We start from the raw sequence: 26,138 nt of genomic DNA, 5'->3' as shown, positions 1-26,138 counted from the left end.
GTCTCAGGCCCCGTAGCCGCGCATCGTCTGGCGGTTGGTCTTGACCGCGCCGGCAGGATCGGCCGCGGCCGTGTCGGATTCTTCTTCCAGCACCAGCCAGCCGTTGAAGCGCGGCGCAGCACCGACGATCTCGATCACTTCAGGCGTGTCGCAGACGCCTTTACCCAGCATCGCCCAATCACCCTTGGCGTCGACGTCCTTCAGATGGATGTAGCGGATGCGGTCGCGGTAGGTGGTAAGCGTATCGGCCATGTCCTTGTGGCCGCGCAATATGTGGCCGGTATCGGGCACCCAGCCGACCAGGTCGGGTTCGAGCAAGGCAAAGATCGCGTCGTAGTCGGCGCGGTCGAACAGCAGCGTGTTGTGGTGCGAACTCGGATGCACTGCGACCTGGACGCCGGCCTTGCGCCCGAGCTCGCCGGCCCTGTTGTAGACCTCCGCGGCGATAGCGAATTTGTCGTCGCGCGAGCCGTTGGAGACGACGGTCGCCGAGCCCATCGAGACAAGCGCACCTGGGAACGCGGCAGCGAAATCGATCCAGCGCCTCGCGGTTTCGAGATCGGCGCCGATCTCGTCCTTCAGCGTGAAGCCGCTTTTCGAACCGAAGGCGAAGGAGACCAGCGTCAGGCCGGATGCTCCAAGCGCCGCGGCGAACTCCGTCGGCTTGCCTGCATAGCGGCCGATCATGGTGTCGGTGATCTCGATGCCGGCATAGCCGCCATCGGCGATCGCCTTCAGGAGATCGTCGGGGCCGCCGGTCCAGGCCTTGCCGAGCATTTCCCAGGTGAAGGTCTGGCAGCCGACCTTGAGCTTCGTCTTCGTCATGTTGTTCATTCCTTGACGCCGCCCTGGGTTTCCTTGGCGCCCCTGGGTTTCGCATGGTCTATAAAAATTTTACGCGCGTCAATATTCAAAATGTTGTATATCGGCTTGCGGGGAGTGATCCGTTGCCGGCGCAATGGATCCGGCAGAGCGTGGCCGCATCGGAGGAATGACACAGAAAATGCACGGACGATCGAAGACGAAGCTTGGGATCGGCGTCGTCGGATGCGGCAACATCTCGATGACCTACCTGCGCAATGCCGCCCTCTTCGGCAGCATCGAGCTGCGCGCCTGCGCAGACATCTCGGCCGACATGGCGGCGCTGCGGGCGAAGGAATATGGCATCCGCGCGCTCGGCGTCGACGCCATGCTGGCCGATCCCGAGATCGATCTCGTCCTCAACCTGACCATCCCGGCTGCGCATTTCGACGTTTCGCTTTCGGCGCTTTCGGCGGGCAAGCATGTGTTCACCGAAAAGCCGCTGGCGACCTCGGCCAGCGACGGGCGCCGCCTGGTGTCGGAGGCGGCCAAGCGAGGGCTGCTGCTCGGCTCGGCCCCCGATACTTTCCTCGGCGCCGCCGGGCGGCGGGCGCGCCGCCTGATGGATGAAGGCGCCATCGGCCGCGCCGTGACCGGCACAGCCTTCATGATGGGCCGCGGCATGGAGCACTGGCACCCCAACCCACAATTCTACTACCAGCCGGGCGGCGGCCCGGTGTTCGACATGGGCCCCTACTATCTGACCATGCTGGTCAATTTGCTCGGTCCCGTCCAACGCGTCATGGCAATGGCGACGCGGGGCCAGCAGGAGCGGCTGATATCAGCCGAGGGACCGTTCAAGAACACGACCTTCAAGGTCGGCACGCCGACCAACGTGCTGTCGCTGCTCGAATTCCGGTCAGGCGCGACAGTCACCTTCGGCGCCTCATGGGACGTCTTCAAGCACTCCAACCATCCGATCGAACTGCACGGCACGGAGGGCTCGCTGCGCCTGCCCGACCCCGACACGTTCGGCGGCACCGTGTCCTTGTCCGAGCGCGGCGCCGAGTGGAAGGATTTCCCCAGCGAGGGCGAACTCTACGGCGCCCGCAACTGGCCCTATGCCGCGCCCGACCGCGCCAACTATCGCATGCTCGGCGTCGCCGACCTCGTGCGTTCGCTCGCGACAGGTGCCACGCCCCGCGCGTCCGGCACTCTGGCGCTGCATGTGCTGGAGATCATGGAGGCGATCCTGCACTCCGGCGAAACGAAAAACCCGGTCGCCATTGCTGGCGATGTCGTCCAGCCGGCCCTACTCTCGGAGGACGAGGCGCGCGACCTGCTCGCCTAGATGCAATCATGACGGAGATTGCGATGACGCTCGATCCTGATGCTCTGCGTGCCCTGGAAATCGGCCGCGCGGCCGGCGGTGCGCCGTTCGAGAACGGCAGCGTGGCGGCGGCGCGGGCCGCCTACAACGCTTCGTTCCCGGCGCAGCAGGGCGAACATGAGCCGGTCGCGGCGACGTCGCAGCGGCAGATCGACGGACCGAACGGCCCGGTTCCGATCCGCATCCATCGCGGCATCGGCGCACCGCGAACCGGCGCGCGCGCCGTGCTCTATCTGCATGGCGGCGGCTGGGTCATCGGCAATCTCGATTCGCATGACGAGATCTGCCGCTGGCTGGCCAATCTGGCCAATGCCCTCGTCGTCTGCCCCGATTATCGACTGGCACCAGAGCACAAATTCCCCGCCGGGCTCGAAGACTGCGCGGCAGCGCTCCGCTTCATCGCGCAAGACGCCGGGGATCTCGGCATCGATCCTGCCCGTATCGCCGTTGCCGGCGACAGTGCCGGCGGAAACCTTGCCGCCGTGCTGGCACTGCTCGCCCGCGACGGGCAAGCACCGCCGCTTGCCGCACAGATCCTGATCTATCCCAACACCGATGCCCGCCAGACGGCGGACAGCTACCGCCGTTTCGGCAACGGCTTTGGACTGACCGCCGCCACCATGGCCTGGTTCCGCGACCACTATGTGCGCACCCCGGACGACATCAAGGATTGGCGCGTTTCGCCGCTGCTGGCATCGAGCCTTGCAGGCGCGGCGCCGGCGTTTGTCCTGACCGCCGGTCACGATATCCTGGCCGACGAAGGGACCGCCTATGGCGAACGCCTGCTCGCTGAAGGGGTGCCGCTGGTCCTGCGGCACTGGCCGGGCCAGATCCACGGCTTCGTCTCGATGGGCCGCTACATTCTCGCCGCGCGGCAAGCGATGAGCGAGGCCGCGGCCTGGCTCCAATTGCAGACGCGCGCTCAGGCCGACTGACGCATCACCAGGGTCGCGCCGAGCTTGACGTTTCGCACGAGGTCATGCGCGGGCGGGCGGGCCTCGTCGAGCAAGGCCAGCAATATCTCGACGCTGCGGCCGGCCATTGCGGCGAAGTCCTGCGCCATGGTGGTGAGCGGCGGACAGGTGTAGCGGCTCAACGGGTGGTCGTCATGGGCGGCGACACGGAAATCGCAATCGGGCTTGCGGCCGATCTTCAGCCCGCGCGTGAAAGCGGCCGACATGATGCCGAAGGCGAGCCGGTCATTGGCGCACAGGATCGTGCGACCAGGCAGGCCTCCCTTGTCGAGCGTCCTTTCCATCCATTCATGGCCGATCCGCTCGAAGTCCCAGGTGTAGTCGCGCGCCGCGTTGATGACGACAGGCTCAAGGCCGGCGGCCCGCATCGTCTCGATATAGCTTTGCAGTCGCTCGCCCGAATTGTGGTTGACGTGCGGGATGTCGACATACACCGGCGGCTCGCCGGACCGGCAGAGATAATCGACCATGATCGACGTGCTCTGGTGGTTGTCGTTGCCGACGAAGGGCGTGTCACCCTCGATATAGGTGTCGAAATAGACGATCGGGATGTCTTTGCCCATCCGTTCGAAGACGCCCGGCTCGGAAACCGATCCCAGCGGGGCCACGATGGCGCCGGCCACCTTGAGCGAGGTGAGCGTCTTGACCGATTCCGACTCAAGCCTGGGCGAACCGTGCGAGGAGATGACGATCGGCCAAAAACCCTCGTCGCGGCAGCGCAGTTCAATGCGGCTGACCATCTCGGCATAGAACGGATCGGTAATCGCCGGCACGACGATGCCGACATTGCGGGTGCGCTTGCGGTTGAGATTGCGGGCGAAGAGGTTCGGCTGATAATCCGAGGAGCGAAGCGCGGCCTCGATGCGGGCGCGCGTCGCCGGCTTGACGCTCGTCGGATCATCGAAATATTTCGACAGGGTCGGCCGTGACACGCCGCACGCCCGGGCGAAGTCATCCATCGTGCGGTGCGTCTTTTCCGCCATCGATATTCAGGGTCCCTTGCCCTCGCCCGCCGCCCCGGCCGACACCAGTCACGCGGCCGTTGCCTGGAAGCAGCAATGCTCGACCGAACTTGTCCAGTCAAGTTTTAACGGTTCCCAATAGATCGCAGAGTCATTACGCGCGTCAAATTATTTATTTACGCTTTCAAAGCAACACTGGAGCTTCGGAAGGAAGCCAAGGGGATAGGCCCGGGTCTTGCATCGACGATGATAAGTTCGCATTGGGCGCATCCATGGGCGGGAGGCGTCCGCGACGCCTCCCGCCCCGAACATCATTCGCCCCGCATCGTCGCCTGGAAGGCCGGCAGGTGCTTTTTCTGTGCTTCCAGCATGCGTTCGCGGTAGACGCCGTAGATGACATCGGTGTCGTGCAGGGTCACGCCCGCGATCGTCGGCGAGGCGAAGACCGGCAGTTCGATGCCGCGCTTGGCGAGCTGCTCGGCGGTACGCGCGACCAGCTCATGCGCCAGGATCATGGCGAGCACCGTCGAAGAGCCGGAGACCGGACGGCTCCAGCCCTCGACCGGCACGATCGCATCCTCGATCGGCGAGCAGGTGTCGATGACGAGATCGGCCGCGTCGGCCAGTCGCTTGCCGGAGGAGTGCGTCGCGGGCTTGTCGAGATTGTTCTTGCTGGTGACCGCAACGACGAAGATGCCGCGCTTCCTGGCATAGAGCGCCGTATCGATGCCGGAAGAGTTGCGGCCGCTGTGGCCGAAGATGATGATGGAGTCACCCTTGTTGAGCGGCTGATGATCCAGGAATTTTTCGGCGTATTTCTCGGTGCGCTCCAGCCACAGCAGCTCACGCACGCCGCCGGCGCCGAGCACATTGTGCCACATCACGCGCGGGTCCGTCAGCGGGTTGAAACCGACATAGCTGCCGTAACGCGGAAACACTTCCTGCACCGGCAGCACCGAATGGCCTGAACCGTAGAGATGGATCAGACCGCCGCCTTCAAGCGAGTCGGCAAAGCGGCTGGCTGCCTGGGCAAAGGCCGCTTCATTGGTTTTCGCTGCCTGGTCGATGAGGGCGGCGAGACGGTGAATGTAGAGGTCGGACACGTGGGTACTCCTGTTAGTGTCTGCTTGGGTGATGATGGATCAGCTTCGCGGATTTGACGGGACGCGCCCGGCGCGCAGCGTCGAGCGTATCTCGTAGCGGTCGCCACGCATGATGGAGACGGTGAACTCGAACGGACCGCGCTCGTCGGTGGCGATACGCTCGACCACGAAAGCCGGACTGCCGATCGGCAGATCGAGCAGCTCGGCATCCGCCGCGCCAACCGCGCCGACGCGATAATTCTCGCGCGCCGCCACCGGCACGATGCCGTAGTGGCGCTCCAGCGCTTCGTACAGCGATCCCTGCAGCAGGCCGGCGTCGAGGAAGCCCGGCACACGTGCGGCTGAGAGCTGCGCCGTCTGGATGCCGATCGGTTCGTTGTTGCCGAGCCGCAGCCGCCGGATGCGCACCACCGGGTCACCCTCCTCAATCTCCAGCGCGCCGGCCGCTGCCGCATTGGCGGTGGTGAGGCTGCAATCGAGCAGGCGCGAGCCGGCAACGACGCCGATATTGCCCATCTCCTGAGTGAAGCTCGTCAGTTCGCGGGTGCCGGCGACGAGCGTGGTGGAGCGCACGAAGGTGCCGCGTCCGTGTTCGCGGCGCAGCAATCCGCTTTCCTCCAGATTGCGCAAAGCGTGGCGCAGCGTGATGCGGCTGACCCCGAACAGCGCGCCCAGCCGGTCTTCGGCCGGGATCTGGTCGCCCGTCGCCCATTCGCCGCTCTTGACGATGGCGCGGATGGCCTCCTCGACCTGATACCAGAGCGGCTCGGGCCTTCTGCGATCCGGCTGCTGAAAACTGGCTTCACTCATCGGATCTGTCTCCACCCGCTTCCGGCCTGCCCGGCCACTGCCGCACCGACCAGGCCTGCGCCAGGGCCGAACGCGCCAGCCTTGAGAGAAATGCCGCGCAGATGCGGCGGCAGTTGGCGCCGCAGCGCGGCAAGCAGCGGCGGTCCGATGACGTCAAGCGCATCGGCAAGGCCGCCGGAAACCAGGATCACCTGGGGGTCGAGCAGCGCGACGGCGCCGGCAAGCGCGGTGCCCAGCCGGCGCGCCGGCAGCTCGAGCAAGGTCTGTGCCGCGAGTTCGCCCGCCTGGGCAGCCGCGATCAGCTGGCGGCCGCTGGCAAGGCCGACCTGACCGGCAAGCGCGTCAAGCGCACGGCCCGATGCAACGCGCTCCAGCCAGCCGCTGCGCTCCTCGCCATGGTCCTTGATGTCGGCGCAGGCCCAGCCGAACGAGCAGGCGCCGCCATGCGTGCCGGCGACGATGCGGTGGTTGGCGAGCACCGCCGAGCCTATGCCCGTGCCGATTGCCAGCAGGATCGCATCCGACATGCCCTTCGCGCTGCCTTCAACGGCTTCCGCCAGCAGGGCGATCTGCGCGTCATTGCCAACGGCGACGCGCAACCGCGGGAACAGCGCCGCGATGTCGACACCGTCGAGCCAAGGGAGATTCGGGATCCAGCGGCAGACCGACCCCTCGACGAGACCTGGCACCGCCAGGCCCAACGCCTTGACCGCGCCAGCCTCGGCGCAAAGCGCCGTGATACGGGCGACGAAGGCATCAAGGCTTGCCGGCGCCGGTTCGCGGCTCGGCCTCTCCAGCGCGCTGACATTGCCGGACTGGACGGCAGCGCGCAGATTGGTGCCGCCGAGATCGATGGCCAGAACCCGCGTCATCGACGCCCTCCGGCAGCCGGCGGCGCGAACAGACCGCTGCCGGCGTTCCAGGAATGCGAGGCCGCCGCGAAGGCCTGCGCATGGCGCGTGCCGCGCAGGCAGCCGCGCAGACGGTAGAGCGCGCTGTAGTAATCGACATAGGGGAAGCTGCTCAGGCCCCGCGCCAACTCGTATTCATTCACCGCCTCGCTCCACGCCTCGAAGCCGTCGCTGACGTCGACCAAATGCTCGGGGCGGAAACCGTCATCGTCCTCCCAGTTCTCGCCGAACAGCAGCAAGCCCGGCGTAAAGGCGGCATGGTCGCGCGCAACGGTCGGCAAGGCGGCGAAGAAGATGCCGGTCTGCGTCAGCTTGGCTGCGGCGCGATGGTCCTTGTGCCAGCTGCCGTGCCAATGGGTTATGACCACTTCCGGCTTCAGCTCGCGAATGACATCGCACAGTTTCAGCGCCGTCTCGTCATCGGAAGGCAGGAACGCATCATGCAGGCCAAGATTGCGCATGGCGACGCCGAGGCGCGCGGCCGCCCTGCCCGCTTCGTCTTCCTTCTGCGCGCAATAATGCTCGGGGATCAGGCACGGATGGCCCTGCTCGCCCATGCTCAGGTGCAGGAACGTCACCGTGGTGCCCCTCAGTACGGCGGCCGCCGCCAGCGGTCCGGCGATCACCTCGGCATCGAAGGCATGCGCGCCGACGACCAGGATGGATTTGGCGGCATAAATCCTGTCCTCGATCATTTCATGCCTCCCCCGGCGCCGACGCCCTCGCGAATCTGGCGGGCGAGCAGACAATACATGATCAGGATCGGCGCCATGGAGATTGCCAGCGAGGCGAACACCAGGCCCCAATCGGTGCGGTACTGGCCGACGAAGACGCTGATGGCCAGCGGCACGGTCTTGTAGCGGTCGTCGAAGATGAAGATCAGCGGGAAGAAGAAGTCGTTCCACACGGCGATCGCCGTGAAGATGGCGACGATCGACACCGCCGGCTTCACCATCGGCAGGATGATCTGGAACAGGATGCGGACCTCGCCGGCGCCGTCCATGCGTGCCGCCTCGTCGAGTTCGGAGGGCAGGACGCGCATGAAATTGGCGAAGATGAAGACGGCGAAGGGAATGCGGATCGCCGAATAGACGAGGATCAGTCCGGTCAGGGAATCCAGCAGGCCGAGATTGCGCATCAGCGTGAACAGCTCGACCGAGGCGAGCCTTATCGGCAGCATGATGCCGGACAGGAACAGGCCGAGCATGATGGCGTTCCAGCCCAGCCGATAGCGGCTGAGCGGATAGGCGGCCATGGCCGAGACGACGATGGTGAGGATGACCGCGCCGGCGGTGACGATCAGGCTGTTGATGAAATTGTGGCCGAGGTCGGCGCGCGTCCAGGCGTTGACGAAATTGTCGAAGGCCCAGCTTGCCGGCAGGCCGAGCCGGTTGTCGTAGATTTCGGCCGTCGACTTGAAGCAGGAGACGACGAGGATGTAGAGCGGCAGCAGCACGGCCGCCGTCCACAGGGCAAGCACCGTCCAGCCGGGCAGCCGCGAAAGCCGGCGCGAGATCACGGGATTGCCTGCCATGGTCAGCGCGCTCATAGCTGCACCGTGCGGCGATCGAAGAAACGCAGCATCAACAGCGTGCCGACGCTGAGGATGAGGAACAGCATGGTGCCCAACGCCAGCGCTAGGCCGATGTCGGTGATGCCGACGGCGCCCTCCGCGCCGAAGGCCAGCCTGTAGAAATAGGTCACCAGCGTGTCGGTCGAATAGCTCGGATTGCCCTGCACGCCTTGCATCACATAGACGATGTCGAACTGGTTGAAGGTGTTGATGAAGGACAAAGTCGTCAGCGTGCCCAGCGCCGGCATCAGCAAGGGCAGCGCGACGGAGAACAGCATGCGCGCATTGCCGGCGCCGTCGAGTTTCGCCGCCTCGAAGATCTGGCCCGAAATCTGCCGCAGGCCCGCCGTGTAGATCAGCACCGGCAGGCCCATCCAGTTCCAGGCGTCGACGGCGACCAGCATGGCCAGCGCGGTGTGGCTGTTGCCAAGCACGGTCAGGCTGCCCTGATGCAGGCCAAGCCCGTTCAGCGCCCATTCGACCACGCCGCCCGGCGCCAACAGCAGGCGCCACAGCGCACCGACGATGACCGGGCTCAGCACCGCGGGGAAGAAAAAAACCGACTGGAAGAAGGCAGCACCCCTGTCGCGCAGGAACAGCAGCCAGGCAAACAGCAGCCCGATGCCGTTCTGGAAGACCATGATGCCGAAGAACCAGGCGGTGTTGTGCCAGAGGGCGCCGTAGAGCCTGGCACTACTGGGGAAGACGAACAGGCGCGAAAAATTCGACAGGCCGGCGAACTCGGTGATGCGCAGCCCCTTCCAGATGAAGAAGCTGCCCCACAGCGACATCGCCAGGGGATAGAGGACGAACAGGGCGTAGACGGCCAGCGCCGGCAGGATGAAAAGCACGGCCATGCGCTGCTGCGTTCGCTTCAGGCTGCTTTTGCGGCGACGATCGATCATGCGTGGCTTGCCCGGTGGGAGGCCGGCCGCATTGCGGCCGGCCCGGCTCCTTACTGCTTCGGCTTGAACCAGGTGGCGACGGCGGCCTGCATGTCGGCCGCCAGCTTCTCCGGTGCGATGTTGCCTTCGACCATGTCGATGATCTCCGCTTGCAGGACGGAAGAGGCCGTCGGCGACTGCCAGCGGAAGCCGACCAGCGTCAGGTAGGGCGTCGAGTTCTTCGACATCTCCATCATCTCGGCCAATACCGGGTCCTTCACCGTGACATCGGTGCGGGCCGGCGGCCAGCCGAGTTCGTCTGCGAACATCTGCGCGAATTCGGCCGAGGCCATGAAGTCCAGCACCTTGATCGCGGCTTCCTTGTTCGCGCTTTCGGAGACGAGGCCGTAGGAGCCGTCCGAGAAGGCCGAGGTGTAGAGCTTTGCCCCCGCATCGTCGGCCGGGAACGGGAAGATCGAGAATTTCAGCTTCGGGTTCTGCGATTTGAAGCTGCCATTCTCGAACGAACCGCCAAGAAACATCGCGGCCTTGCCACCAATGAACTGCTGGGTGGCGGTGGTGTAGTCGATCCCGGCGAAGCCGTCGGGGAAATAAGGCTTCAGCTCGGCGAAGCGCTTCAGCGCCGCGACATAGCGCGGATCCTCGAAGGTCGCCTTGCCGGTCATCATCTCGTCGTAAAAGCCGGGGCCGTAGACGGTCGGGCCGATGACGCCGACGCCGATCTCCAGCTCCCACGCCGAGCCGTTGGCGCCGCCGGTGGCGATCGGCGTGATGCCGGCCGCCTTCAGCTTGTCGCAGGCGGCGACGAAATCCTTGTAGGTCTTGGGGACCTCGATGCCCTGCGCGGCAAAGATATCCTTGTTGTAGAAGACGCCCATCATCGGCACCGAATAGGGCACGCCGTAGAGCTTGCCGTCGGAGCGCCCACGCGCGCCGCCAAGGGCTGCGTCCGGCATGCTCTTCAGTTCCGGCACGCTCTCGTCGAGCGCGTCGAGATAGCCCGCCTCGACGAAAGGCTGCAATTCGCCATAGGCCTTGAGCTGGGCGATGTCGGGCCCGCGCCCGCCACGCAACGCCGTGCTCAGGCGGTTCTGGTAGTCGGCATCCGGCGTGAACTGGATGTTGACCTTGATGCCTGGGTTCTTGGCCTCGAAGGCATCGAAGATGCGGCGCATCGCGGCTTCGTCCTCGGTGCGCCAGCTCCACAGCGTCACCGTGCTGTCGGCCCGCGCCGGCAGGCTGGTGAACAGGCCAGCGCAGGCGGCAAGGCCGCCGATCAGGCCAAGGGCTGCGCGTCGGTGAATTGAAAGCATGCTCATTGCCAGTCTCCCATTTTTATCTGTCCTTGGCGTCCCACGGCCCTATCGACGCCGCGGAGAGTCATTCCTCAGGAAAGTCATTATAACGACATAGCAGCATCCGCAAGAGGTCTGACACTCCCTCCGGGAACGGCTGGGCTAAGCCAATCAACCATGATTCCTTCATAGCTAACTGTATTTCAACTGTAAATTCCGTATGTGAACGGACAGCAGAGAAATCAGGGACAGCGCCATGCGCAGCTTTTTCGCAATCGGGCCCTTGCGCCAATGCTTCATGTTGTCATAACGTCATCGTGATCGCTAGCCTGAGGGAGGATGAGGATGTCTCTTGCCTGGACTTCGAAACTGGCTCTGGCCGCGAGCCTGGCCATCCTGCCCGCCAGCGGCTGGGCGCAGTCGGTCAACATCTCCTATCTCACCCATTGGTCGCCGGAGACGGTCGCATTGCTGGAAGCGGCGGCCAAGGACTATGCGAAGACAAATCCAGATGTCAGCGTCACCGTGCGCGCCGTTCCCTTCGGCGATCTCCTGACCACGCTGCGCTCCCAGGGCGGCGGCGCGGACGGTCCCACGATCGGCGGCGTCTACGATCTCTGGTTGCCTGAGCTCGCCCGCGACAAGCTCGTCGCGCCCGCCCCCGACCCCGTCGCCGAAGAGGTCAAGGGAGCATGGCCCGCTGGCGTGGTGAGCGCCGCGTCGGTCGGCGGCAAGCTCTACGGCATTCCCAACGAGATCGACGTCTACGCGCTGAACTACAACAAGGCACTGTTCAAGCAGGCCGGCATTACTGCTGCGCCGAAGACCTGGGACGAGTTCAAGGACGCGGCGAAGAAGCTGACCAACAAGGATGCCGGCCAGCAGGGTTTCGGCATGATCAATTCCTGGGCGGCGGGCGTCGTCCACCCCTTCGCCTCGCTGCTGGTCTCCAATGGCGGCGACCTGGTCAAAGACGGCAAGCCGGCGCTGGACACTCCGCAGGCCGCGCAGACCTTCCAGCTCTATGAGGATCTCATCAAATCGGGCGCCAGCGTGCCGGCCATGGCGACGGCAGACGCCAACACCACCGGCCCCTTCCTCGACAATTTCGTCTCCGGCAAGACCGGCATGATCATCATGGCCAATTGGTGGGAAAGCGCGCTGAAGGCAGGCATGGGCGACAGGTTCGCGGATATCGCCACCGCACCAATCCCCGTCGGCCCGAGCGGCGACAAGCCGCATTCGATCTCCTATTCCTGGATGACCGTGGTCAACGGCAATGCCGGCGAGGCCGAGCAGAAGGCCGCATGGGAATTCCTGGCCTGGCTCAACAATCCGAGATCCGGCAAGAACGGCGCCTCGGCGATGTCCGACATCTTGATGTCGATGGGCATCCTGCCCTCGCGCTCCTCCGATATCGAGGCCCACAAGGACAAGCTCGGCTCGGAATTCCTGTCGGGCTATGTCAGCGTGCTGGCCGACGCCAAGCCCTTCCCGGTCGTGCCGGGCGGACAGGAGTTCTCGGAATCCCTGCAGCAGACGCTGGAGGCGTTGCAGTACGGCCAGGTCTCGGCCAAGGATGCGCAGGCGACGGCGCAAGCGGACGCCGCCTCGATCCTGGAGCGCGCCGCCAAGTAGACCGAACCATGATCAACAGGTACCGTGCCTCGGCGGGCATCATGCTGGCGCCCGCCGTGACGCTGATCGGCATCTTCATCCTGTTGCCGATGCTGCTCACCGTCTGGCTATCCTTCCAGGACTGGTCGACGCAGACGCCTTTTTCCAATGCGGCCTTCATTGGCTTCGACAATTTTCGCGAGATTTTCGGCGCCTCATCGGTCGGACGCGACTTCAAGGGCGCGTTGATCAACACCTCCATCTACACCGCGCTTTCCGTCATCCTCATCCTGCCGCTCTCGGTCGCCTTCGGGCTGATGGTCCACCAGCACGATGTTGGCGGCGGCACGGCGCTGCGGACCGTGCTGTTTTCCACCTATGTGGTACCGATGATCGCGGTGGCGCTGGTGTGGTCGAAACTCTATTCGCCTGGTGAAGGGCCGCTGAACCAGATGCTCGGCCTGATCGGCGTCGGCCCGCAGCCCTTTCTGTCGTCCCCGCGCTCGGCGCTGATCTCGATCGTCCTGCTCAATGTGTGGCAGCAGGTCGGCTATTTCACGGTGCTGGCTATTGCGGGGCTGACCCAGATTTCCGGCAGCCTCTACGAGGCGGCAAAACTCGACGGCGCCAACCGGTTCGAGCAGTTCCGCTTCATCACCTTGCCGTTGCTGCGGCGCACACTCCTGTTCAGCGCGGTGATCGCCATCATCAACGCCGTGCAGGTGTTCGAGCCGGTGGCGCTGATCACGCAGGGCGGGCCGGTCGGCTCGACCAATGTCTTGACCTATCACATACGCCGCGTCGGCATCGAGCGCGCGCAGGGCGGACTGGGTTCGGCCATGGCCGTCATGCTGATGCTGTCGCTGATCGTCGTGGTCTGCGCTCTGTTCGCCTTTGCCAACCGGAAGGATCAGGAATGAGCGCGGGATCGTCGAGCCGGTTGCCGCGCAGACGCCCCGCCGGCCGCAAGGCGCTGCTGGCCACGCTCATGCTGCTCGTGGCCGTGGCGTCGGCCTTTCCGCTGGTTTGGATGGTTCTGTCCAGTCTCAAGACTCCGGCCGAGAGCATGCAGGTGCCGCCGGTGTGGATCCCGCACACGCCGAGCCTCGACGCCTATGAGAAAGTTTCGGGCGTGGTCAATGTCGGCCGTTCTATGTGGAATTCCCTGGTCATCGCCTCGATCACCACAGCCGGTATCCTCATCACCAGCATGATGGCCGGCTACGCCTTCGCCAAATACCACTTCCCCGGCCGCTCGCTTTTGTTCTCGGTGCTGATCGCGACCATGTTCCTGCCGCCGATCGTGACGCTGATCCCGCTCTATCGCCTCGTCGGCTCGATCGGCCTCAATGCCAGCCTCGCCGGCATCATCGTGCCCAACCTCGCCAATGCCTTCGGTATCTTCCTGATGCGCCAGTTCATTGCAAGCGTGCCTGACGATCTGATCGACGCTGCGCGCATGGACGGCGCCTCCGAACTGCTGATCCTGTTCAAGATCGTGGCGCCCAGCGTGGCGCCGGCGATCGCAGCATTGGCGCTGTTTGCCTTCGTCTATCACTGGAACAGCTATCTGTGGCCGCTGACCGTGCTACAAGGCAACGCCGACGCCTATCCGATCGTCATCAGCCTCAGCCGGCTGTTGAGTTACAACAGAGGCGCCGTCAACACCGGGTTGGTGATGGCCGGCGCGACGCTTGCCGTGCTGCCGCCGCTCATCCTCTTCGTCCTGCTGCAGCGCTTTTTCGTCGATTCCATCGTCGGCTCGGCGATCAAGGGGTAGCCGCGCTCAAAGGTTTCTGCCCCGGAGGAGGCGACGCGACAAAATCGCGGATCAGCGCGACCACCGCCTCCGGCTGTTCGATGCAGGGAATATGGCCGGCATTAGGAATGATTTCGAAGCGGGCGCCGGGGATCAGCGCTGCCAGCGAGCGGACGAGATCGGGCGGTGTCGAGCCGTCCTGGTCGCCGACCATGCAAAGTGTCGGCACCGCGATACGCCGCGCGGCCTCGGTGAGGTCGGCGTCGCGGACCGCCATGCATGTCCCGATGTAACCCGGCAGCGCCTGCCTAGTCAGCATATTGCGGCAACCGGCAAGGTCGGCCGCACGCGCGGCATGGAAGCCGGGCGTGAACCATGCTTCCATCACACCGTCGGCTATCGCCTCGATCCCGTCGCGCTCGACGGTGGCGATACGCTTATTCCAGCTCTCGTCCGTGCCGATCTTGTGCGCCGTGTCGGACAGGATCAGAGCCTCAACGCAGCTGGGATGACGGGTATAGAGCCGCTGCGCGATCAAGCCACCGACCGACAGGCCGAACAGCACGACCCTGCCGAGATCGAAATGATCGATGAGGCCCAGGAGATCGTCGACATGATCATCGATCGACCGGATGCCGCTGCCGATATCGGAAAGTCCGTGGCCGCGCTTGTCGTAGACCAGCAGAGGCATGTCACCGCTTAATTGCGAGATGACATCGTCCCAGATGCGCAAATCGGTACCCAGCGAATTGATGAAGATCACCGGCCGCGCGGTGCCAGTCGACTCGATGTAACGATGGTGCAGCGCAAGGCCGCCAATGGTGACGAACGGCACGATTTCGACCCTCCCGGCTCTCACAGTGCATGAGGCATCTGGTTGGGTAAAATGATATTTTGAGGCATCGTTGTAGGACATCGGCCGTTCTGGCACACCGGTCTTGCGCGAACCACAATGACGGACGACCAATGACAGACCGCCGCAACGTCCTTTTCATCATGTGCGACCAGCTGCGCTTCGACTATTTGAGCTGCGCCGGACACCAGACCCTGCACACGCCGAACATCGACCGGCTGGCCAGCCGGGGGGTGCGCTTCACCAACGCCTATGTACAATCGACCGTGTGCGGGCCATCGCGAATGAGCGCCTATACAGGCCGCTATGTCCGGTCGCATGGATCGACGCATAACGGCGTGCCGCTCAGGGTCGGCGAGCCTACGCTCGGCGAGCATCTGCGCGAGATCGGCGTGCGCTGCGCGCTGATCGGCAAGACGCATATGAGGGCCGACGAGGAAGGCATGGAGCGCCTCGGCATCGACAAGGCGTCCATCATCGGCGTGCGCGTCGCCGAATGCGGCTTCGAACCGTTCGAGCGCGACGACGGGTTGCATCCGTCGTCTGCCTACGATCCCGACCCGGCCTACGACCAATATCTGCGCGAGCACGGCTTCGACGCCGCCAATCCGTGGGAGCACTGGGCCAATTCCGGCGAAGGCGAGGATGGCGAAAATTTCAACGGCTGGCTGCTCGTCCATGCCGACAAGCCGGCGCGCATTCCCGAGGAGCATTCGGAAACACCCTACATGACGCGCCGCGCCATGCGTTTCATCGAGGAGGCCGAGGCAAAGGGCGAAGCCTGGTGCGCGCATCTCTCCTACATCAAGCCGCACTGGCCCTACATCGTGCCGGCGCCTTATCACGACATGTACGGCAAGGCCGACATAAAGCCGGTCGTGCGCAGCGAAGCAGAACGCGTCTCGCCCCACCCGATCTTCGAAGCCTTCCAGCAGGAGCGCTATTCCAGGAACTTCTCCCGCGACGAGGTCCGCGAAACGGTCGTTCCCTGCTATATGGGCTTGATCAGACAGATCGACGATCAGTTGGGCGGATTGTTCGGGTTCATGGAGGAGCGCGGCCTGTTCGACAACACGATGATCGTGTTCACCTCCGACCACGGCGATTATCTCGGCGACCATTGGCTGGGCGAAAAATACCTGTTCCACGATGTCGCGGCCAAGGTGCCGATGATCGTCTACGATCCGCGCCGGCAGGCCGACGCGACGCGCGGCACGACGTCCGATGCGCTGGTCGAGATGATCGACCTCGCGCCCACCTTCCTCGACTTCTTCGGCGGCAAGGCGAAGCCGCACGTTCTCGAGGGCCGGTCGCTGGCGCCGCTGCTGGCCGGCCAGGACGTGAACTGGCGGCGCCACGCGGTGAGCGAGTACGACTATGGCGGCGATGCCGCGCGGCTGAAGCTCGTTATGCCGGTCGCCGACTGCAAGCTCTACATGATCACCGACGGCCGCTTCAAACTGGTCCATGGCGAGGGCCTGGCGCCGATGTTCTTCGATCTGAACGGCGATCCGGACGAATTGCGCGACCTCGGCACCGAAGCATCGGCGGCGGCCGACATCGAACGACTGCGGCAGGCGCTGTTCCGCTGGCTGGCGCTGCCCAACAACCGCATCACCGCCGCCGAGGAATGGCTGACGGGAAACGACGACAAGATGCGGCACTTCGATCCGTTGATCGAGCCCGGCGTGCTGATCGGCTACTGGGACGAGGCCGAGCTCGCCGAACAGCGCGAAAGACGCAGGCGCTGGCTGTCACGCAGGTCGGGAGAATGAAACCCGCAGCCATTGTTGTGGACGGCATGTTTTCAGAGCGCAGTGCCGGAGCGGGTTGCGAGCAGTCCGGCATCGAGCGATCGGTGCCGGACTGCCTGATGTGGCGGCCTATTGGAGCTTCGCCTGCAGGGCGTTGACGTCGTCCGTGGTCATTTCACCGTCGGTCGTTACCTTGCCGTCGACGATCTTCCACAGGCGGAACGGACCGGTGATGTCGCCATATTTGTCGAAGGCGACCGGGCCGATTACACCTTCGTAGCGGATCGGCTTGCCGTCCTTGATCAATCCGAGCGCCTTGGCGAATTCTTCCTTGCCAGCAAAGATCGGCGCGCCGGCCGGATCGACCGCCTTGTACATGGCGTCCTTGATCTTGGCCGGATCCTCTGAGCCGGCGATGGCGATTGCCAGGCCGACGATGGCGCCGGCATCATAGGAACGGTCGGCCGCGGGATTGGACGGTTCGATGCCCGAAAACGCCTTGTAGTTCTTGGTGAAGTAGTCGGTGGAGGCGGTCGGGCTGGTGCCGGACGAGGTGCCATAGGCCTCCTTGAGATAGTCGGCGCCGACGGACTCGATGAAGTCCGGGCTGTTCATGCCGTCATTGAGCAGGAATTTCTGCACGCCCCCTTGCGAAATCCAGGTGCGGGCGACGGTGGCGCCGTCAACCGGCGTGCTGACGAGATAAAGCCCGTCAGGCTCGCCGGCCATGGCCGCCGTGACTTCCGAGGCATAGCTCGACTGCTTCTCATTGTAGGGCGTGTCGGAGACGACGGTGCCGCCGAGCGCTTTGTAGGCGCGGGAGAATTCGGCCACCATGTTGACCCCGAAATCATTGTTGACATGGATGATCGACAGCTTCTTGAAGCCCTTGTCGATGGCGTATTTCGCGGCGGCCACGCCTTGCAGCGCATCGGAGGTGATGGTGCGGAAGAAGATGCCGTTGGTCTTGCCGTCGCGCCCGAGTGCGGTCAGCGTCGGCGAGGACGAAGCCGGCGAGACCTGCACGATCTTGGCCGGTGCGGTGACCGAGGTCAGGATCGGGATCGACACAGAGGAGATGATGCCGCCGATGATCACCGGCACCTTCTTGACCTGAACCAACTGGGTCGCCGCATCGACGGCGATGTTGCCCTGGCTCTGGCTGTCGCGCGTGTCGGTCACCAGATCGCAGCCGCGAACGCCGCCAGCGTCGTTGATGTCGCGGAAGGCCATCTCGACCGATTTCGCGCCGGCCTGGCCGTATTCACCGGCCGGTCCGGTCAATTCCATGACGAGGCCGACCGTGATCTTGCAGTCGGCGGCATGGGCCGCGCCGGCAATCATCACGAGAGCGAGCGCGGTGGTGAGTTGGAGTATCGTCTTTCTCATTGTTGTTCCCCTTGAGCTACACGAATTGAGTTACACGAACCAAATTTCACGCCTGGAGCCTGTTCAGCTTTCCGGCATCTGCAGCCAGGTTTCATGCAGATGTCGCCATTCGACGCCGTTGGGCGCCGATGGATTGGTGGTGAAGAGCGCACTCGACTGACGGCGGCTATGCTTGCCGCCTCGCAACTGCGCCTCGACATAGAGCACGACGATCGCGTCGCCGGTTTGCCAGCCCGGCCGGATGTCCTCGATCGAGATGGCGAAGGCTTCGTCGCAGGAAGCGCGGCTTGCGCGGACATGGTCGACCACCGCATCGCGATCGAAGACCGTGCCGTCAGGCGTGACCATGGCCAGGCCTTCGCCCATGACGCGTTCGAAGCGGCTGAAATCGGCCTTGCCGGCGCGCGATGCGACGAACCAGTCGACGAAGAAGCGATGCAACTCGACGATTTCGGTGCTGGCCCGCGAAAACAGCCTTTCGGTGGTGGCGCTCATGGCCGGGCCGCGTTGAGATTGTAGTGCATGATCGAGCCGTGGCGGCCGTGACGATCGCGCTCCAGCGTGTAGACGTCGCCGAGGGGACCGCGGCTCTGGGCGATCACGGCGCCGATCTCTGCCCGATCCTCAGTCCCGAGCGCGACATCCATGACCTTCGCATTGGCCAGCGCATGCGCCTGGTTCCGGGCGCCGACGATGACGGCCGCCACTTGCGGCTGCTCGAGCACCCAGGCGCTGGCGACAGTGGCGATGTCGACGCCGTGGCGGTCGCCGATCCGCTTCAGCACACTGAGCAGGGCCTGGAAGAGCTCCCAGCCGCCGAAATCGTCAATGATCAGCTTGTATTTGACCAGCGAGCGGTTTTCGAGCGGCATGTCCGGCTCGGCGACGCCGAGCCATCTGTCGCCGAGAAAGCCGCCGGCCACCGAACCGTAGCAGAGAAAGCTGACGCCGTTGCGCGCGGCGAGCGCGGCGAGGCTCGCCGCCGGACGCTGGTCGAGGACCGAGTATTGCAGTTGCTGGCTGACGACTGGCACGCCGGCCGACAGGATTTCGCCCAGACGCTGCGTATCGAAATTGGTGGTGCCGACATTGCGCACCTTGCCTTCCAGCCGGAGCTCGTCGAGCCAACCCATCGCGTCGACATAGCGAGGCACTGAATAGTCCCACCAGTGGAACTGCACGAGGTCGAGCCGCTCGGTCTTCAGCCGCCGCAGAGACTGGTCGACTATGCCTCTGATGTAATCGCGGCTGATGCCGGCGAGCCGCTCGAGGTCTGGCACGAGCTTGGTGTGCACCCTCATCCTGGCGGCGGCATCGAGACCACGTTCGTTGGCCAGACGCAGCCGCGCCGCTCCGATCAGCTCCTCGACGCCGGTGTAGATATCGGCGCAGTCATAGGTCCAGATGCCGGCGTCGAACGTGGCGATCAGGTCAGATACTGCCTGCTGACGGTCGACCGCGCCGTGGCCGCCGGCCAACTGCCAGCCACCGCGAATGACGCGCGAGATTGTGTAGCCGGGGCTGAGTTCGAAAGTCTTGGCGGTCATCTCTGCTCACTCTCCTTCGGCAGCGGCACCGCCGTGGTCTCGGCGTGGCTGAACCGCCGTTTGCCGGTCCTGACGATTCTGAGCCTGCTGGCGCAATTGGGATCGGGACAGGCGATCTCGGCATCCGAGGTCATCCAGTCATTGGCATGGGTGGGGCGCTGCTTCGCCGCCAGCAGCGGCAGCACGGCCGCTATGGAATAGATCGAAAATCCCTGGCCCACCGGCATCGACAGCATCTCGCCTTTCAGCTCGAAATAGTCGCCGGGCCTGGCGCCGCAATACACCGGCTTGCCCTCGGGGACGACAGCCTCGACGCGGAGGTCGAAAAGTTCGAAGCTGTCGTCGCGTTCAGCCATTTCAGCTCTCCAGCCGCGCGAAGGTGACGTCGCAGGCGCCATTGCGGCGAATGATGCCGCAGGCAGATGCGAACTGATCGCGTTGCTCAGGCAGCACCTGCGCAACGACGCTCCCCGCCAGCCAGCCGATCGGAAACAGCAGGCGCGCGCCTTGCCCGTAGAACAGGCCGATGTCGAAGATCGCATGCGGGTTGCCGCCCCACATGCGCGGCGGCACATAGGAAAGCACGATGTCGCCGGGCTGCGGCGTCAGCGTCGCGTTCTCCGCCGGCAAGGCCTGGGCAAAGGCCTCGCCGTCCAGATGCGCCGCGGGGATCGGACAGGAGATTTCCGGGCCGGTCCACATGGCATGAATGCCCGCGACGACGCGCGGCTCGGCCAGGTAAGACCACAGGAACGTTGCGTTCTCTGGCGCTTTTTCCGGCAGCAACTGCGCCGTCACCGACAGCTCGGAATGCGGCTCGGTGATCCTGATGATGCGTCTGGTCATATCAGGCATTCACTCCGCTTTTGCCGTCAACTTCAGCTTGTCGCGCAGGAAAGCGAAAGGGCGGCTGATGTCGGCCACCAGCGCCTCGCGTGCGGCCTGGGCATCCTGCGCCGCAAGCGCGGCGACGATGCTGCGATGATAATGGGCGGTGTCGACCTCGCCGGCCTCGGAAAAGGCATAGATTGCAACTCGGATGCATGGTCCCGACTGCAGCCAGAGGCTCTCGATCATCGGGATCAGCACGGCGGAACCGCAGGCGCGATAGATTTCGAAATGAAAGCTCTGATTGAGCGTCACCTCGCGGTCGACATCCTTCTTGTGCTTCAGCGCCCGCATCTCGTCCCATTCACCGAGAATGGTTTCGATGGTGGCGATCTGACGCGGATCCATGCGCGCGGCGGCAAGCGCGATTGCTTCGCCTTCGATCAGGGCACGGGCGCGCAGGAGGTCGTCGATGCGTTCCAGCGTGATCGGCGGCACCCGCACCGAGCGGTTTGGAAGCGCTTCCAGCGCCTTTTCCGTGATCAGCCGCCCAAGCGCCTCGCGCACCGGCATGGTAGACGTGACCAGCGCATCGGCAAGGCCGCGTATGGTCAGAACCTGGCTCGGCTCGAAGAGACCGCCAATCAGCGCCCGGCGCAATTCGGAATAGACGCGGTCCTGCACCGTCTCGCGGCCGACCGGCGCGAGTTGCGCGGCGATGACCTCGTTGGTGCGCTCGACAGCAGCCCTTTGCATGGCGTTCCCGATCTTGGCCTTTTCGGCGGCCTGGCCTGTTTTCGGCTTGCGGAGAAAATTAAAGCTGATTAGCGTGATCAAAGCAAGTGTGATCACAAATCAAAAAATCAGAAAGCGGCAAAGATCGCTTCGGCCAGAGGGCTTGATGAACGACACGGCGAAACGGCATGGGACGGAGACCCAGGCGCCGGTTTTGGCAGCAAAGAACGTCGTGCGGCGTTTCGGCGGCCTTGTCGCCGTCAACGATGTCTCGTTCGAGGTCCGCCCGGGCGAGATCCTCGGCCTGATCGGCCCCAACGGCGCCGGCAAGACGACGATGTTCGACCTGCTCGCCGGCAGCATCCTGCCTACAAGCGGCGAGATACGTCTCAACGGGGCGCTCGTCTCCGGCGAAGCAGCGCACCTGCGCATTGGCCGCGGTCTTGGGCGCACCTTTCAGATTCCCCGGCCCTTGCCCAATCTCACGCTGATCGAAAACGTCATGCTCGCCGCGCAACGTCAGGCAGGGGAGCGGCTGCTCGCCAATTTCCTGATTCCGTGGCGGGTCGCCGCCGAAGAGAAGGCAGCCGCCGAGAAGGCTGCCGAACTGCTTGAACTCGTCTCGCTCACCCGGCTGGCGCACGAACCGGCGCGGGTGCTTTCGGGCGGCCAGCGCAAACTGCTCGAACTTGCCCGTGTGATGATGGCCGACCCGGCGATCATCCTGCTCGACGAGCCCGCGGCCGGCGTCAACGCCACGCTGCTCGAAGTCATCATCGACCGCATCCGCGACATCAACAGAAGCGGCATCACCTTTCTTCTGATCGAGCACAACATCGACATGGTGACGCGGCTTTGCCATCGCGTCCTGGTGATGGCGGGCGGCGAGCTTCTGTGCGAAGGCACGGCCGACGAGGTGGCGCGCGATCCGCGCGTGATAGAGGCTTATCTCGGGGGCGCGGCGTGACCGGCACCGTGCTTGACGTCCGCAACCTCGAAGCCGGCTACGAACCCGGCGTGCCGATCGTGCGCGGTGCCTCGATCACGGTGAGGAAGGGCGAAATCGTCGTCGTTCTCGGCCCCAACGGTGCCGGCAAGTCGAGCCTGATCAAGGCAATTGCCGGTCTCGTCCCGGTCACCGGCGGCACCGTTCTCCTCGACGGCAAGGATATCACCACCGCACCGGCCCACACCATGGTGCGGCTTGGGCTCGCCTTCGTGCCTCAGACCGAGAACGTGTTTCCACTGATGTCGGTCGACGACAATCTCAGGGTTGCCTGCGGCATCATCGAGCGCCGCGGGGTTCCCGCCCGCATCGACGAGATGTACGCGACCTTCCCCGACCTGGCGCGCCAGCGCCGCATCGCCGCCGGCAATCTGTCGGGCGGGCAACGCCAGATGCTGGCCGTGGCGCGGGCGCTGATCGTCCACCCCAAGGTGCTGGTGCTGGACGAGCCGTCGGCCGGCCTGTCGCCGAAATTCGTCTCGATGGTGTTCGAGATGCTGGCCGGCATCCGCAAGTCCGGCGTCACCATCCTTCTCGTCGAACAGAACGCCAAGGCGGCGCTCGCCATCGGCGACCGCGCCTATGTGCTGGTCGAAGGCAAGGACCGGCACGAGGGCATCGCCGCTGAATTGTGGAGCGATCCGGTGGTCGCCGAGCTCTATCTTGGCCAGCGCCCGGACAGTGCCGGCAAGGCCGCGCCTTCAGGCAAGGGAAGTGCGGCATGAACCTGCAATTCATCGTCGACGGATTGCTGACCGGCTCGATGATAGGCCTCGGCGCCATCGGCGTGACGCTGACCTATTCGATCCTGCGCTTCTCGAACTTCGCCCATGGCGACTTCATGGCCTGGGGCACCTATGCGACGCTGGCCGTCGTAGGCGCCATCGGCGCCACGATCGGCAAGGTGGCGCCGATCGCCCCGCTTTCCTTCGGCTGGCCGCTCATCGTCGCATTGGTCATTGGCATGGCATTCACCGCCCTGCTGGCGCTGCTGCTCGACAAGGTGCTGTTCGCGCGGCTGCGCTCTCAGGGCCAGGCCATCATCGTGGTGATGGCAAGTTTCGGCGCCTCGATGGCGCTGCGAAGCCTGCTCGAGTTCACCTTCACCTCACGCCCGACCTATTTCAGCCGCGCCATCCAGATCGCCATGCCGGTCGGCTTCGGCTTCCGCATCACGCCCGACCAGATCGCGCTTTTGCTGCTGACCGCGGTTCTGGTGTTGGGCGTACACCTGTTGATGACGCGCACGCAGACCGGCCGGTCCATGCAGGCCCTGAGCCAGAATGCGGCCCTTGCCCGCGTCGTCGGCATCGACGTCGTCAAGGTGGTGCGCGTCACCTGGGTCCTCGGCGCAGCGCTTGCCTGCGTCGCCGGCGTGATGATCGGCATCCTGGTGCAGATCCGCCCGTTCATGGGCTTCGACATGCTGCTGCCGATGTTCGCCGCCGCCATTCTCGGCGGTATCGGCAGCATCCCGGGCGCCGTGCTCGGCGGGTTGATCATCGGGCTCGCCGAAGCGGGCGCCGTGCAACTGATCGGCGCCGAATGGCGCGCGGCGGTCTCCTTCATCATCCTGATGGCGGTGCTGTTCGTGCGGCCGATCGGCCTTTTTGGTGTGAGGGAACGCTGATGGACCTGCTCGGCTATGGCGCTTTCTTCCTGACCACGGCGCTGATCTTTTCGCTCGTCACGCTGGGGCTCAATCTGCAATGGGGGCTGACCGGGCTCTTCAATGTCGGGCTCGCCGGCTTCGTCGCCATCGGCGCCTATACATCGGCGCTGCTGACGACGCCGGACGATGCCGCGCGTCTGGGCGGTTTTGGGCTACCGATCCTGGCCGGCTGGGTCGGCGCCATGGTCGTCGGCGGCATCGCCGCGGCCCTGACGGGCATCGCCACGTTGCGGCTCAGATCCGACTACCTTGCCATCACCACCTTCGGCGTCGCCGTGGTCGTGCAACTGGTCGCGCTTAATGCGCAGAAACTGACCGGCGGTCCGTTCGGCATCGGCTTCATCCCGCGCCCTTTCGGCAGCCTCGCCGAGACGCCGCTGCTGTTCAACCTGTCGAACCTTGCCGTCGTCTCGGCGGTCACGCTGGTCGCCTATCTGGCGCTGGAGCACCTGTCTCGCAGCCCGTGGGGCCGGGTGCTGAAGGCGCTGCGGGAGGACGAGCGGGCGGCGATCTCGCTCGGCAAGAGCGCGCGCTTCTACCGTGTCCAGGCCTTCGGGGTCGGCGGTGCCATCATGGCCCTAGCGGGCGCCTTGCAGGCGCATTTCACCGGCTTCATTGCGCCGGACAATTACCTGCCGATCCTGACCTTCCAGGTCTGGGTGATGCTGATCGTCGGCGGCTCGGGCAGCAATGCCGGTGCCGTCATCGGCAGCATCCTGGTCTGGGGGATATGGGCCGGGTCGGGCACGCTGACCAGCGCGCTGTTCCCGCCGGAGCAACAGGCCCGCGCCGCATCCCTGCAGATCGTGGCAATCGGCGTCATGCTGTGCATTATCCTCCTGGTCCGCCCCAACGGACTGTTCGGGGAACGGCCGCGGCGGGCACGGCTCGGCAAGCGGGCGAAGGTGGCCGCCAGCGAGAGCGGCTCGTGACCGCAATGGCCCGGCAGGAAGCGCTTTCGCTTTGGCACGCGGTCAGCCGTGAGACCCGCCTCCGCCCGGCGCTGGAAGGCGAGCTCGATGTCGACCTTGCCATCGTCGGCGGCGGCTTCACCGGCCTTTCGACGGCCTTGCATGCCGCGGCCAGAGGTCTTTCGGTCGCCGTTCTCGAGGCCGAAACCATCGCCTGGGGCGCTACCGGCAGGAATGGCGGCTTCATCGTACCGAACTTCGCCAAAATGGATCCGGATGCGATAAAGGCCCATCTAGGCCCCGCGCGCGGCGAGAGGCTGATCGACTTCGCCGCTGGCAGCGCCGACCTGGTCTTCGGCCTGATCAGGCGGCACGACATCAAGTGCGACGCGGTGCAGAACGGTTGGATCCAGCCGGCACATTCCCCTGTCGCGCTCGAAAAGGTCAAATCACGCGCGGGGCAATGGGCGGAGCGCGGCCGACCGGCCGTCGTGTTGGACCGGCAAGAAATCGAGGCGCTGACCGGCGCCCGCGGTTATGTCGGCGGTTGGATGGATCGTTCAGGAGGCGTGCTCAATCCGGTCGCCTATGCGCGCGGCCTGGCCGACGTGGCGGAAAAAGCCGGCGCGCGCCTGTTCGAGCACACGCGCGTCGCCGCGATCGACCGTATCGCGGACGGCTGGTCGCTGAAGACGCAAATGGGTTCGGTGCGCACAGGAAAGGTGCTGATCGCCACCAACGCCTATGGCGGACAGCTCAATCCGGGGCTTCGGAAAACCTATTTCCCGCTGAAAATCTTCCAGATCGCGACGGCGCCGCTGCCGCGCGAGGTGCGCAGCCGCCTGTTGCCCGGCGGGCAAGGCGTCGGCGACACGAGACGCAATCTCTTCACCTACCGCTTCGATGCCGAAAACAGGCTGATCAGCGGCGGCATGCATGTCTTCGGCCCCGGTGCGGACCGACGCCTGCCGCAGACGATCCAGCGGCGGCTGGCCCGGCATCTCGAGCTCCCGGACCTGCCGCCGCTCGCCTATGGCTGGTCGGGGATGGCAGCAGTCGAACCCGATTTCCTGCCCCACCTCATCGATCTCGGACCGGGGCTGATCGCAGGTCGCGCCTGCAACGGTCGCGGCATCGCCATGACCACGGCCATGGGCAAGGTGCTTGCGGACTGGGCTGGTGGAACCGACGCCCGCGATCTGCCGCTGCCCTTCGGGCCACCGTCGCCGATGCCGTTCCACAGCCTGCTGCGCTTCGCGCCGAACGCGCTGCTGCCGTGGAGCATGCTTCGCGACCGGCTGGACAAGACCGGATAGGCCGATCGCCGGGGCGCGACGGGATCG

Annotated in this window: 27 protein-coding genes; 11 read left to right on the top strand and 16 right to left on the bottom strand. The window is 64.9% G+C overall.

The genetic code is table 11. The features are described 5' to 3' along the window. Nucleotides 1–3: 3 nt before the first annotated feature. Entirely contained in the window at nucleotides 4–825 is an 822-nt protein-coding gene (locus FJ959_RS06140) for a sugar phosphate isomerase/epimerase (RefSeq protein ID WP_140520919.1), read from the bottom strand. Between the two features lie 178 nt (nucleotides 826–1,003). Between FJ959_RS06140 and FJ959_RS06135 the strand changes: the two genes are divergently transcribed. Together FJ959_RS06135 and FJ959_RS06130 are read left to right on the top strand one after the other, a co-directional pair. After that, nucleotides 1,004–2,152: a Gfo/Idh/MocA family oxidoreductase gene (locus tag FJ959_RS06135; protein WP_140514586.1), complete on the top strand. Its 1,149-nt coding sequence runs from the start codon at nucleotides 1,004–1,006 to the stop codon at nucleotides 2,150–2,152. A 23-nt stretch (nucleotides 2,153–2,175) separates the two neighbouring features. Further along, a complete protein-coding gene (locus tag FJ959_RS06130) occupies nucleotides 2,176–3,126 on the top strand; it encodes an alpha/beta hydrolase (protein WP_140520972.1) in 951 nt (316 codons plus the stop codon). Here the strand turns inward: FJ959_RS06130 and FJ959_RS06125 are convergent. From FJ959_RS06125 to FJ959_RS06090, 8 genes are all read right to left on the bottom strand, one after another. Further along, nucleotides 3,114–4,148, bottom strand: coding sequence for a LacI family DNA-binding transcriptional regulator (locus FJ959_RS06125; RefSeq protein WP_140497700.1), 1,035 nt, complete (start codon nucleotides 4,146–4,148; stop codon nucleotides 3,114–3,116). The two genes, FJ959_RS06130 and FJ959_RS06125, sit on opposite strands and share 13 nt — an antisense overlap. Before the next feature lie 290 nt (nucleotides 4,149–4,438). After that, nucleotides 4,439–5,230, bottom strand: a complete 792-nt coding sequence (locus tag FJ959_RS06120) for an SIS domain-containing protein (protein WP_140514582.1) — start codon at nucleotides 5,228–5,230, stop codon at nucleotides 4,439–4,441. Nucleotides 5,231–5,269: 39 nt separating this feature from the next. Beyond that, on the bottom strand, nucleotides 5,270–6,040 hold the full coding sequence (locus FJ959_RS06115; RefSeq protein ID WP_140497696.1) for a GntR family transcriptional regulator: 771 nt from the start codon (nucleotides 6,038–6,040) through the stop codon (nucleotides 5,270–5,272). Then, nucleotides 6,037–6,912, bottom strand: a complete 876-nt coding sequence (locus FJ959_RS06110) for an ROK family protein (protein ID WP_140520923.1) — start codon at nucleotides 6,910–6,912, stop codon at nucleotides 6,037–6,039. Before FJ959_RS06110 ends, FJ959_RS06115 begins: the two co-directional genes overlap by 4 nt. Continuing rightward, nucleotides 6,909–7,646: a PIG-L family deacetylase gene (locus FJ959_RS06105; RefSeq protein ID WP_140629063.1), complete on the bottom strand. Its 738-nt coding sequence runs from the start codon at nucleotides 7,644–7,646 to the stop codon at nucleotides 6,909–6,911. Before FJ959_RS06105 ends, FJ959_RS06110 begins: the two co-directional genes overlap by 4 nt. After that, entirely contained in the window at nucleotides 7,643–8,500 is an 858-nt protein-coding gene (locus tag FJ959_RS06100; protein ID WP_140520924.1) for a carbohydrate ABC transporter permease, read from the bottom strand. The genes FJ959_RS06105 and FJ959_RS06100 overlap by 4 nt, the downstream gene beginning before the upstream one ends. After that, a complete protein-coding gene (locus FJ959_RS06095) occupies nucleotides 8,497–9,429 on the bottom strand; it encodes a sugar ABC transporter permease (RefSeq protein WP_140514575.1) in 933 nt (310 codons plus the stop codon). Before FJ959_RS06095 ends, FJ959_RS06100 begins: the two co-directional genes overlap by 4 nt. 50 nt (nucleotides 9,430–9,479) lie before the next feature. Next, a complete protein-coding gene (locus tag FJ959_RS06090) occupies nucleotides 9,480–10,748 on the bottom strand; it encodes an extracellular solute-binding protein (protein WP_140514572.1) in 1,269 nt (422 codons plus the stop codon). A 321-nt stretch (nucleotides 10,749–11,069) separates the two neighbouring features. Here FJ959_RS06090 and FJ959_RS06085 point away from each other — a divergent pair, with 321 nt between their 5' ends. Genes FJ959_RS06085 through FJ959_RS06075 form a run of 3 tightly spaced genes read left to right on the top strand, consistent with a single transcriptional unit; the run spans nucleotide 11,070 to nucleotide 14,121 of the window. Continuing rightward, nucleotides 11,070–12,362 (top strand): sugar ABC transporter substrate-binding protein, encoded by a 1,293-nt coding sequence (locus tag FJ959_RS06085; protein WP_140629060.1) that lies wholly within the window; start codon nucleotides 11,070–11,072, stop codon nucleotides 12,360–12,362. An 8-nt stretch (nucleotides 12,363–12,370) separates the two neighbouring features. Further along, nucleotides 12,371–13,261 (top strand): sugar ABC transporter permease, encoded by an 891-nt coding sequence (locus FJ959_RS06080; RefSeq protein WP_140555552.1) that lies wholly within the window; start codon nucleotides 12,371–12,373, stop codon nucleotides 13,259–13,261. Further along, the gene (locus FJ959_RS06075) at nucleotides 13,258–14,121 is read left to right on the top strand and encodes a carbohydrate ABC transporter permease (RefSeq protein ID WP_140583863.1); all 864 of its coding nucleotides are present in this window, start codon (nucleotides 13,258–13,260) and stop codon (nucleotides 14,119–14,121) included. The genes FJ959_RS06080 and FJ959_RS06075 overlap by 4 nt, the downstream gene beginning before the upstream one ends. On the opposite strand, the gene pcaD is transcribed toward FJ959_RS06075, so the two are convergent. Further along, a complete protein-coding gene (pcaD, locus tag FJ959_RS06070) occupies nucleotides 14,111–14,935 on the bottom strand; it encodes a 3-oxoadipate enol-lactonase (protein WP_140629058.1) in 825 nt (274 codons plus the stop codon). The genes FJ959_RS06075 and pcaD overlap by 11 nt on opposite strands. 131 nt (nucleotides 14,936–15,066) lie before the next feature. Between pcaD and FJ959_RS06065 the strand changes: the two genes are divergently transcribed. Continuing rightward, nucleotides 15,067–16,728, top strand: coding sequence for an alkaline phosphatase family protein (locus tag FJ959_RS06065; RefSeq protein WP_140629055.1), 1,662 nt, complete (start codon nucleotides 15,067–15,069; stop codon nucleotides 16,726–16,728). Between the two features lie 108 nt (nucleotides 16,729–16,836). Here the strand turns inward: FJ959_RS06065 and FJ959_RS06060 are convergent, their stop codons facing one another. From FJ959_RS06060 to FJ959_RS06035, 6 genes are all read right to left on the bottom strand, one after another. Further along, nucleotides 16,837–18,096 carry an ABC transporter substrate-binding protein gene (locus FJ959_RS06060; protein ID WP_140623694.1) on the bottom strand — a complete coding sequence of 420 codons (1,260 nt, stop codon included), beginning with the start codon at nucleotides 18,094–18,096 and terminating at the stop codon, nucleotides 16,837–16,839. A 63-nt stretch (nucleotides 18,097–18,159) separates the two neighbouring features. Beyond that, nucleotides 18,160–18,591: a DUF4440 domain-containing protein gene (locus FJ959_RS06055; RefSeq protein ID WP_140629052.1), complete on the bottom strand. Its 432-nt coding sequence runs from the start codon at nucleotides 18,589–18,591 to the stop codon at nucleotides 18,160–18,162. Continuing rightward, on the bottom strand, nucleotides 18,588–19,643 hold the full coding sequence (locus FJ959_RS06050) for an aldo/keto reductase (RefSeq protein ID WP_140629049.1): 1,056 nt from the start codon (nucleotides 19,641–19,643) through the stop codon (nucleotides 18,588–18,590). The genes FJ959_RS06055 and FJ959_RS06050 overlap by 4 nt, the downstream gene beginning before the upstream one ends. Then, nucleotides 19,640–19,999, bottom strand: coding sequence for a TIGR04076 family protein (locus FJ959_RS06045; protein WP_140497668.1), 360 nt, complete (start codon nucleotides 19,997–19,999; stop codon nucleotides 19,640–19,642). The genes FJ959_RS06050 and FJ959_RS06045 overlap by 4 nt, the downstream gene beginning before the upstream one ends. A 1-nt stretch (nucleotide 20,000) precedes the next feature. Then, a complete protein-coding gene (locus FJ959_RS06040; protein ID WP_140497666.1) occupies nucleotides 20,001–20,489 on the bottom strand; it encodes a DUF3830 family protein in 489 nt (162 codons plus the stop codon). 9 nt (nucleotides 20,490–20,498) lie between these two features. Continuing rightward, entirely contained in the window at nucleotides 20,499–21,227 is a 729-nt protein-coding gene (locus FJ959_RS06035) for a GntR family transcriptional regulator (RefSeq protein WP_140497664.1), read from the bottom strand. A gap of 145 nt (nucleotides 21,228–21,372) precedes the next feature. Here FJ959_RS06035 and FJ959_RS06030 point away from each other — a divergent pair, with 145 nt between their 5' ends. The 5 genes from FJ959_RS06030 to FJ959_RS06010 are packed head-to-tail and all read left to right on the top strand — an operon-like array spanning nucleotide 21,373 to nucleotide 26,111. Next, nucleotides 21,373–22,173 (top strand): ABC transporter ATP-binding protein, encoded by an 801-nt coding sequence (locus FJ959_RS06030; RefSeq protein ID WP_140520932.1) that lies wholly within the window; start codon nucleotides 21,373–21,375, stop codon nucleotides 22,171–22,173. Then, on the top strand, nucleotides 22,170–22,937 hold the full coding sequence (locus FJ959_RS06025) for an ABC transporter ATP-binding protein (protein WP_140562033.1): 768 nt from the start codon (nucleotides 22,170–22,172) through the stop codon (nucleotides 22,935–22,937). The genes FJ959_RS06030 and FJ959_RS06025 overlap by 4 nt, the downstream gene beginning before the upstream one ends. Then, nucleotides 22,934–23,842 (top strand): branched-chain amino acid ABC transporter permease, encoded by a 909-nt coding sequence (locus FJ959_RS06020; protein WP_140629046.1) that lies wholly within the window; start codon nucleotides 22,934–22,936, stop codon nucleotides 23,840–23,842. Before FJ959_RS06025 ends, FJ959_RS06020 begins: the two co-directional genes overlap by 4 nt. Further along, complete coding sequence (locus FJ959_RS06015) at nucleotides 23,839–24,816, top strand: branched-chain amino acid ABC transporter permease (protein ID WP_181171987.1); 978 nt, start codon at nucleotides 23,839–23,841, stop codon at nucleotides 24,814–24,816. The genes FJ959_RS06020 and FJ959_RS06015 overlap by 4 nt, the downstream gene beginning before the upstream one ends. Then, nucleotides 24,813–26,111, top strand: a complete 1,299-nt coding sequence (locus tag FJ959_RS06010; protein ID WP_140629040.1) for an FAD-dependent oxidoreductase — start codon at nucleotides 24,813–24,815, stop codon at nucleotides 26,109–26,111. Before FJ959_RS06015 ends, FJ959_RS06010 begins: the two co-directional genes overlap by 4 nt. Nucleotides 26,112–26,138 lie beyond the last annotated feature (27 nt).

The organism is Mesorhizobium sp. B2-2-4 (genome assembly GCF_006442375.1).
GTDB lineage: Bacteria > Pseudomonadota > Alphaproteobacteria > Rhizobiales > Rhizobiaceae > Mesorhizobium.
This window is presented reverse-complemented; position numbering and strand designations above follow the sequence as displayed.

Coding starts and splice junctions, on each gene's coding strand:
- FJ959_RS06045 (WP_140497668.1), bottom strand. CDS start 19,999: ATGGCTGAACGCGACGACAGCTTCGAACTTTTCGACCTCCGCGTCGAG.
- FJ959_RS06105 (WP_140629063.1), bottom strand. CDS start 7,646: ATGATCGAGGACAGGATTTATGCCGCCAAATCCATCCTGGTCGTCGGC.
- FJ959_RS06065 (WP_140629055.1), top strand. CDS start 15,067: ATGACAGACCGCCGCAACGTCCTTTTCATCATGTGCGACCAGCTGCGC.
- FJ959_RS06085 (WP_140629060.1), top strand. CDS start 11,070: ATGTCTCTTGCCTGGACTTCGAAACTGGCTCTGGCCGCGAGCCTGGCC.
- FJ959_RS06050 (WP_140629049.1), bottom strand. CDS start 19,643: ATGACCGCCAAGACTTTCGAACTCAGCCCCGGCTACACAATCTCGCGC.
- FJ959_RS06110 (WP_140520923.1), bottom strand. CDS start 6,912: ATGACGCGGGTTCTGGCCATCGATCTCGGCGGCACCAATCTGCGCGCT.
- FJ959_RS06135 (WP_140514586.1), top strand. CDS start 1,004: ATGCACGGACGATCGAAGACGAAGCTTGGGATCGGCGTCGTCGGATGC.
- FJ959_RS06090 (WP_140514572.1), bottom strand. CDS start 10,748: ATGAGCATGCTTTCAATTCACCGACGCGCAGCCCTTGGCCTGATCGGC.
- FJ959_RS06100 (WP_140520924.1), bottom strand. CDS start 8,500: ATGAGCGCGCTGACCATGGCAGGCAATCCCGTGATCTCGCGCCGGCTT.
- FJ959_RS06125 (WP_140497700.1), bottom strand. CDS start 4,148: ATGGCGGAAAAGACGCACCGCACGATGGATGACTTCGCCCGGGCGTGC.
- FJ959_RS06035 (WP_140497664.1), bottom strand. CDS start 21,227: ATGCAAAGGGCTGCTGTCGAGCGCACCAACGAGGTCATCGCCGCGCAA.
- FJ959_RS06030 (WP_140520932.1), top strand. CDS start 21,373: ATGAACGACACGGCGAAACGGCATGGGACGGAGACCCAGGCGCCGGTT.
- FJ959_RS06075 (WP_140583863.1), top strand. CDS start 13,258: ATGAGCGCGGGATCGTCGAGCCGGTTGCCGCGCAGACGCCCCGCCGGC.
- FJ959_RS06095 (WP_140514575.1), bottom strand. CDS start 9,429: ATGATCGATCGTCGCCGCAAAAGCAGCCTGAAGCGAACGCAGCAGCGC.
- FJ959_RS06115 (WP_140497696.1), bottom strand. CDS start 6,040: ATGAGTGAAGCCAGTTTTCAGCAGCCGGATCGCAGAAGGCCCGAGCCG.
- FJ959_RS06020 (WP_140629046.1), top strand. CDS start 22,934: ATGAACCTGCAATTCATCGTCGACGGATTGCTGACCGGCTCGATGATA.
- FJ959_RS06055 (WP_140629052.1), bottom strand. CDS start 18,591: ATGAGCGCCACCACCGAAAGGCTGTTTTCGCGGGCCAGCACCGAAATC.
- FJ959_RS06040 (WP_140497666.1), bottom strand. CDS start 20,489: ATGACCAGACGCATCATCAGGATCACCGAGCCGCATTCCGAGCTGTCG.
- FJ959_RS06130 (WP_140520972.1), top strand. CDS start 2,176: ATGACGCTCGATCCTGATGCTCTGCGTGCCCTGGAAATCGGCCGCGCG.
- FJ959_RS06080 (WP_140555552.1), top strand. CDS start 12,371: ATGATCAACAGGTACCGTGCCTCGGCGGGCATCATGCTGGCGCCCGCC.
- FJ959_RS06140 (WP_140520919.1), bottom strand. CDS start 825: ATGACGAAGACGAAGCTCAAGGTCGGCTGCCAGACCTTCACCTGGGAA.
- FJ959_RS06060 (WP_140623694.1), bottom strand. CDS start 18,096: ATGAGAAAGACGATACTCCAACTCACCACCGCGCTCGCTCTCGTGATG.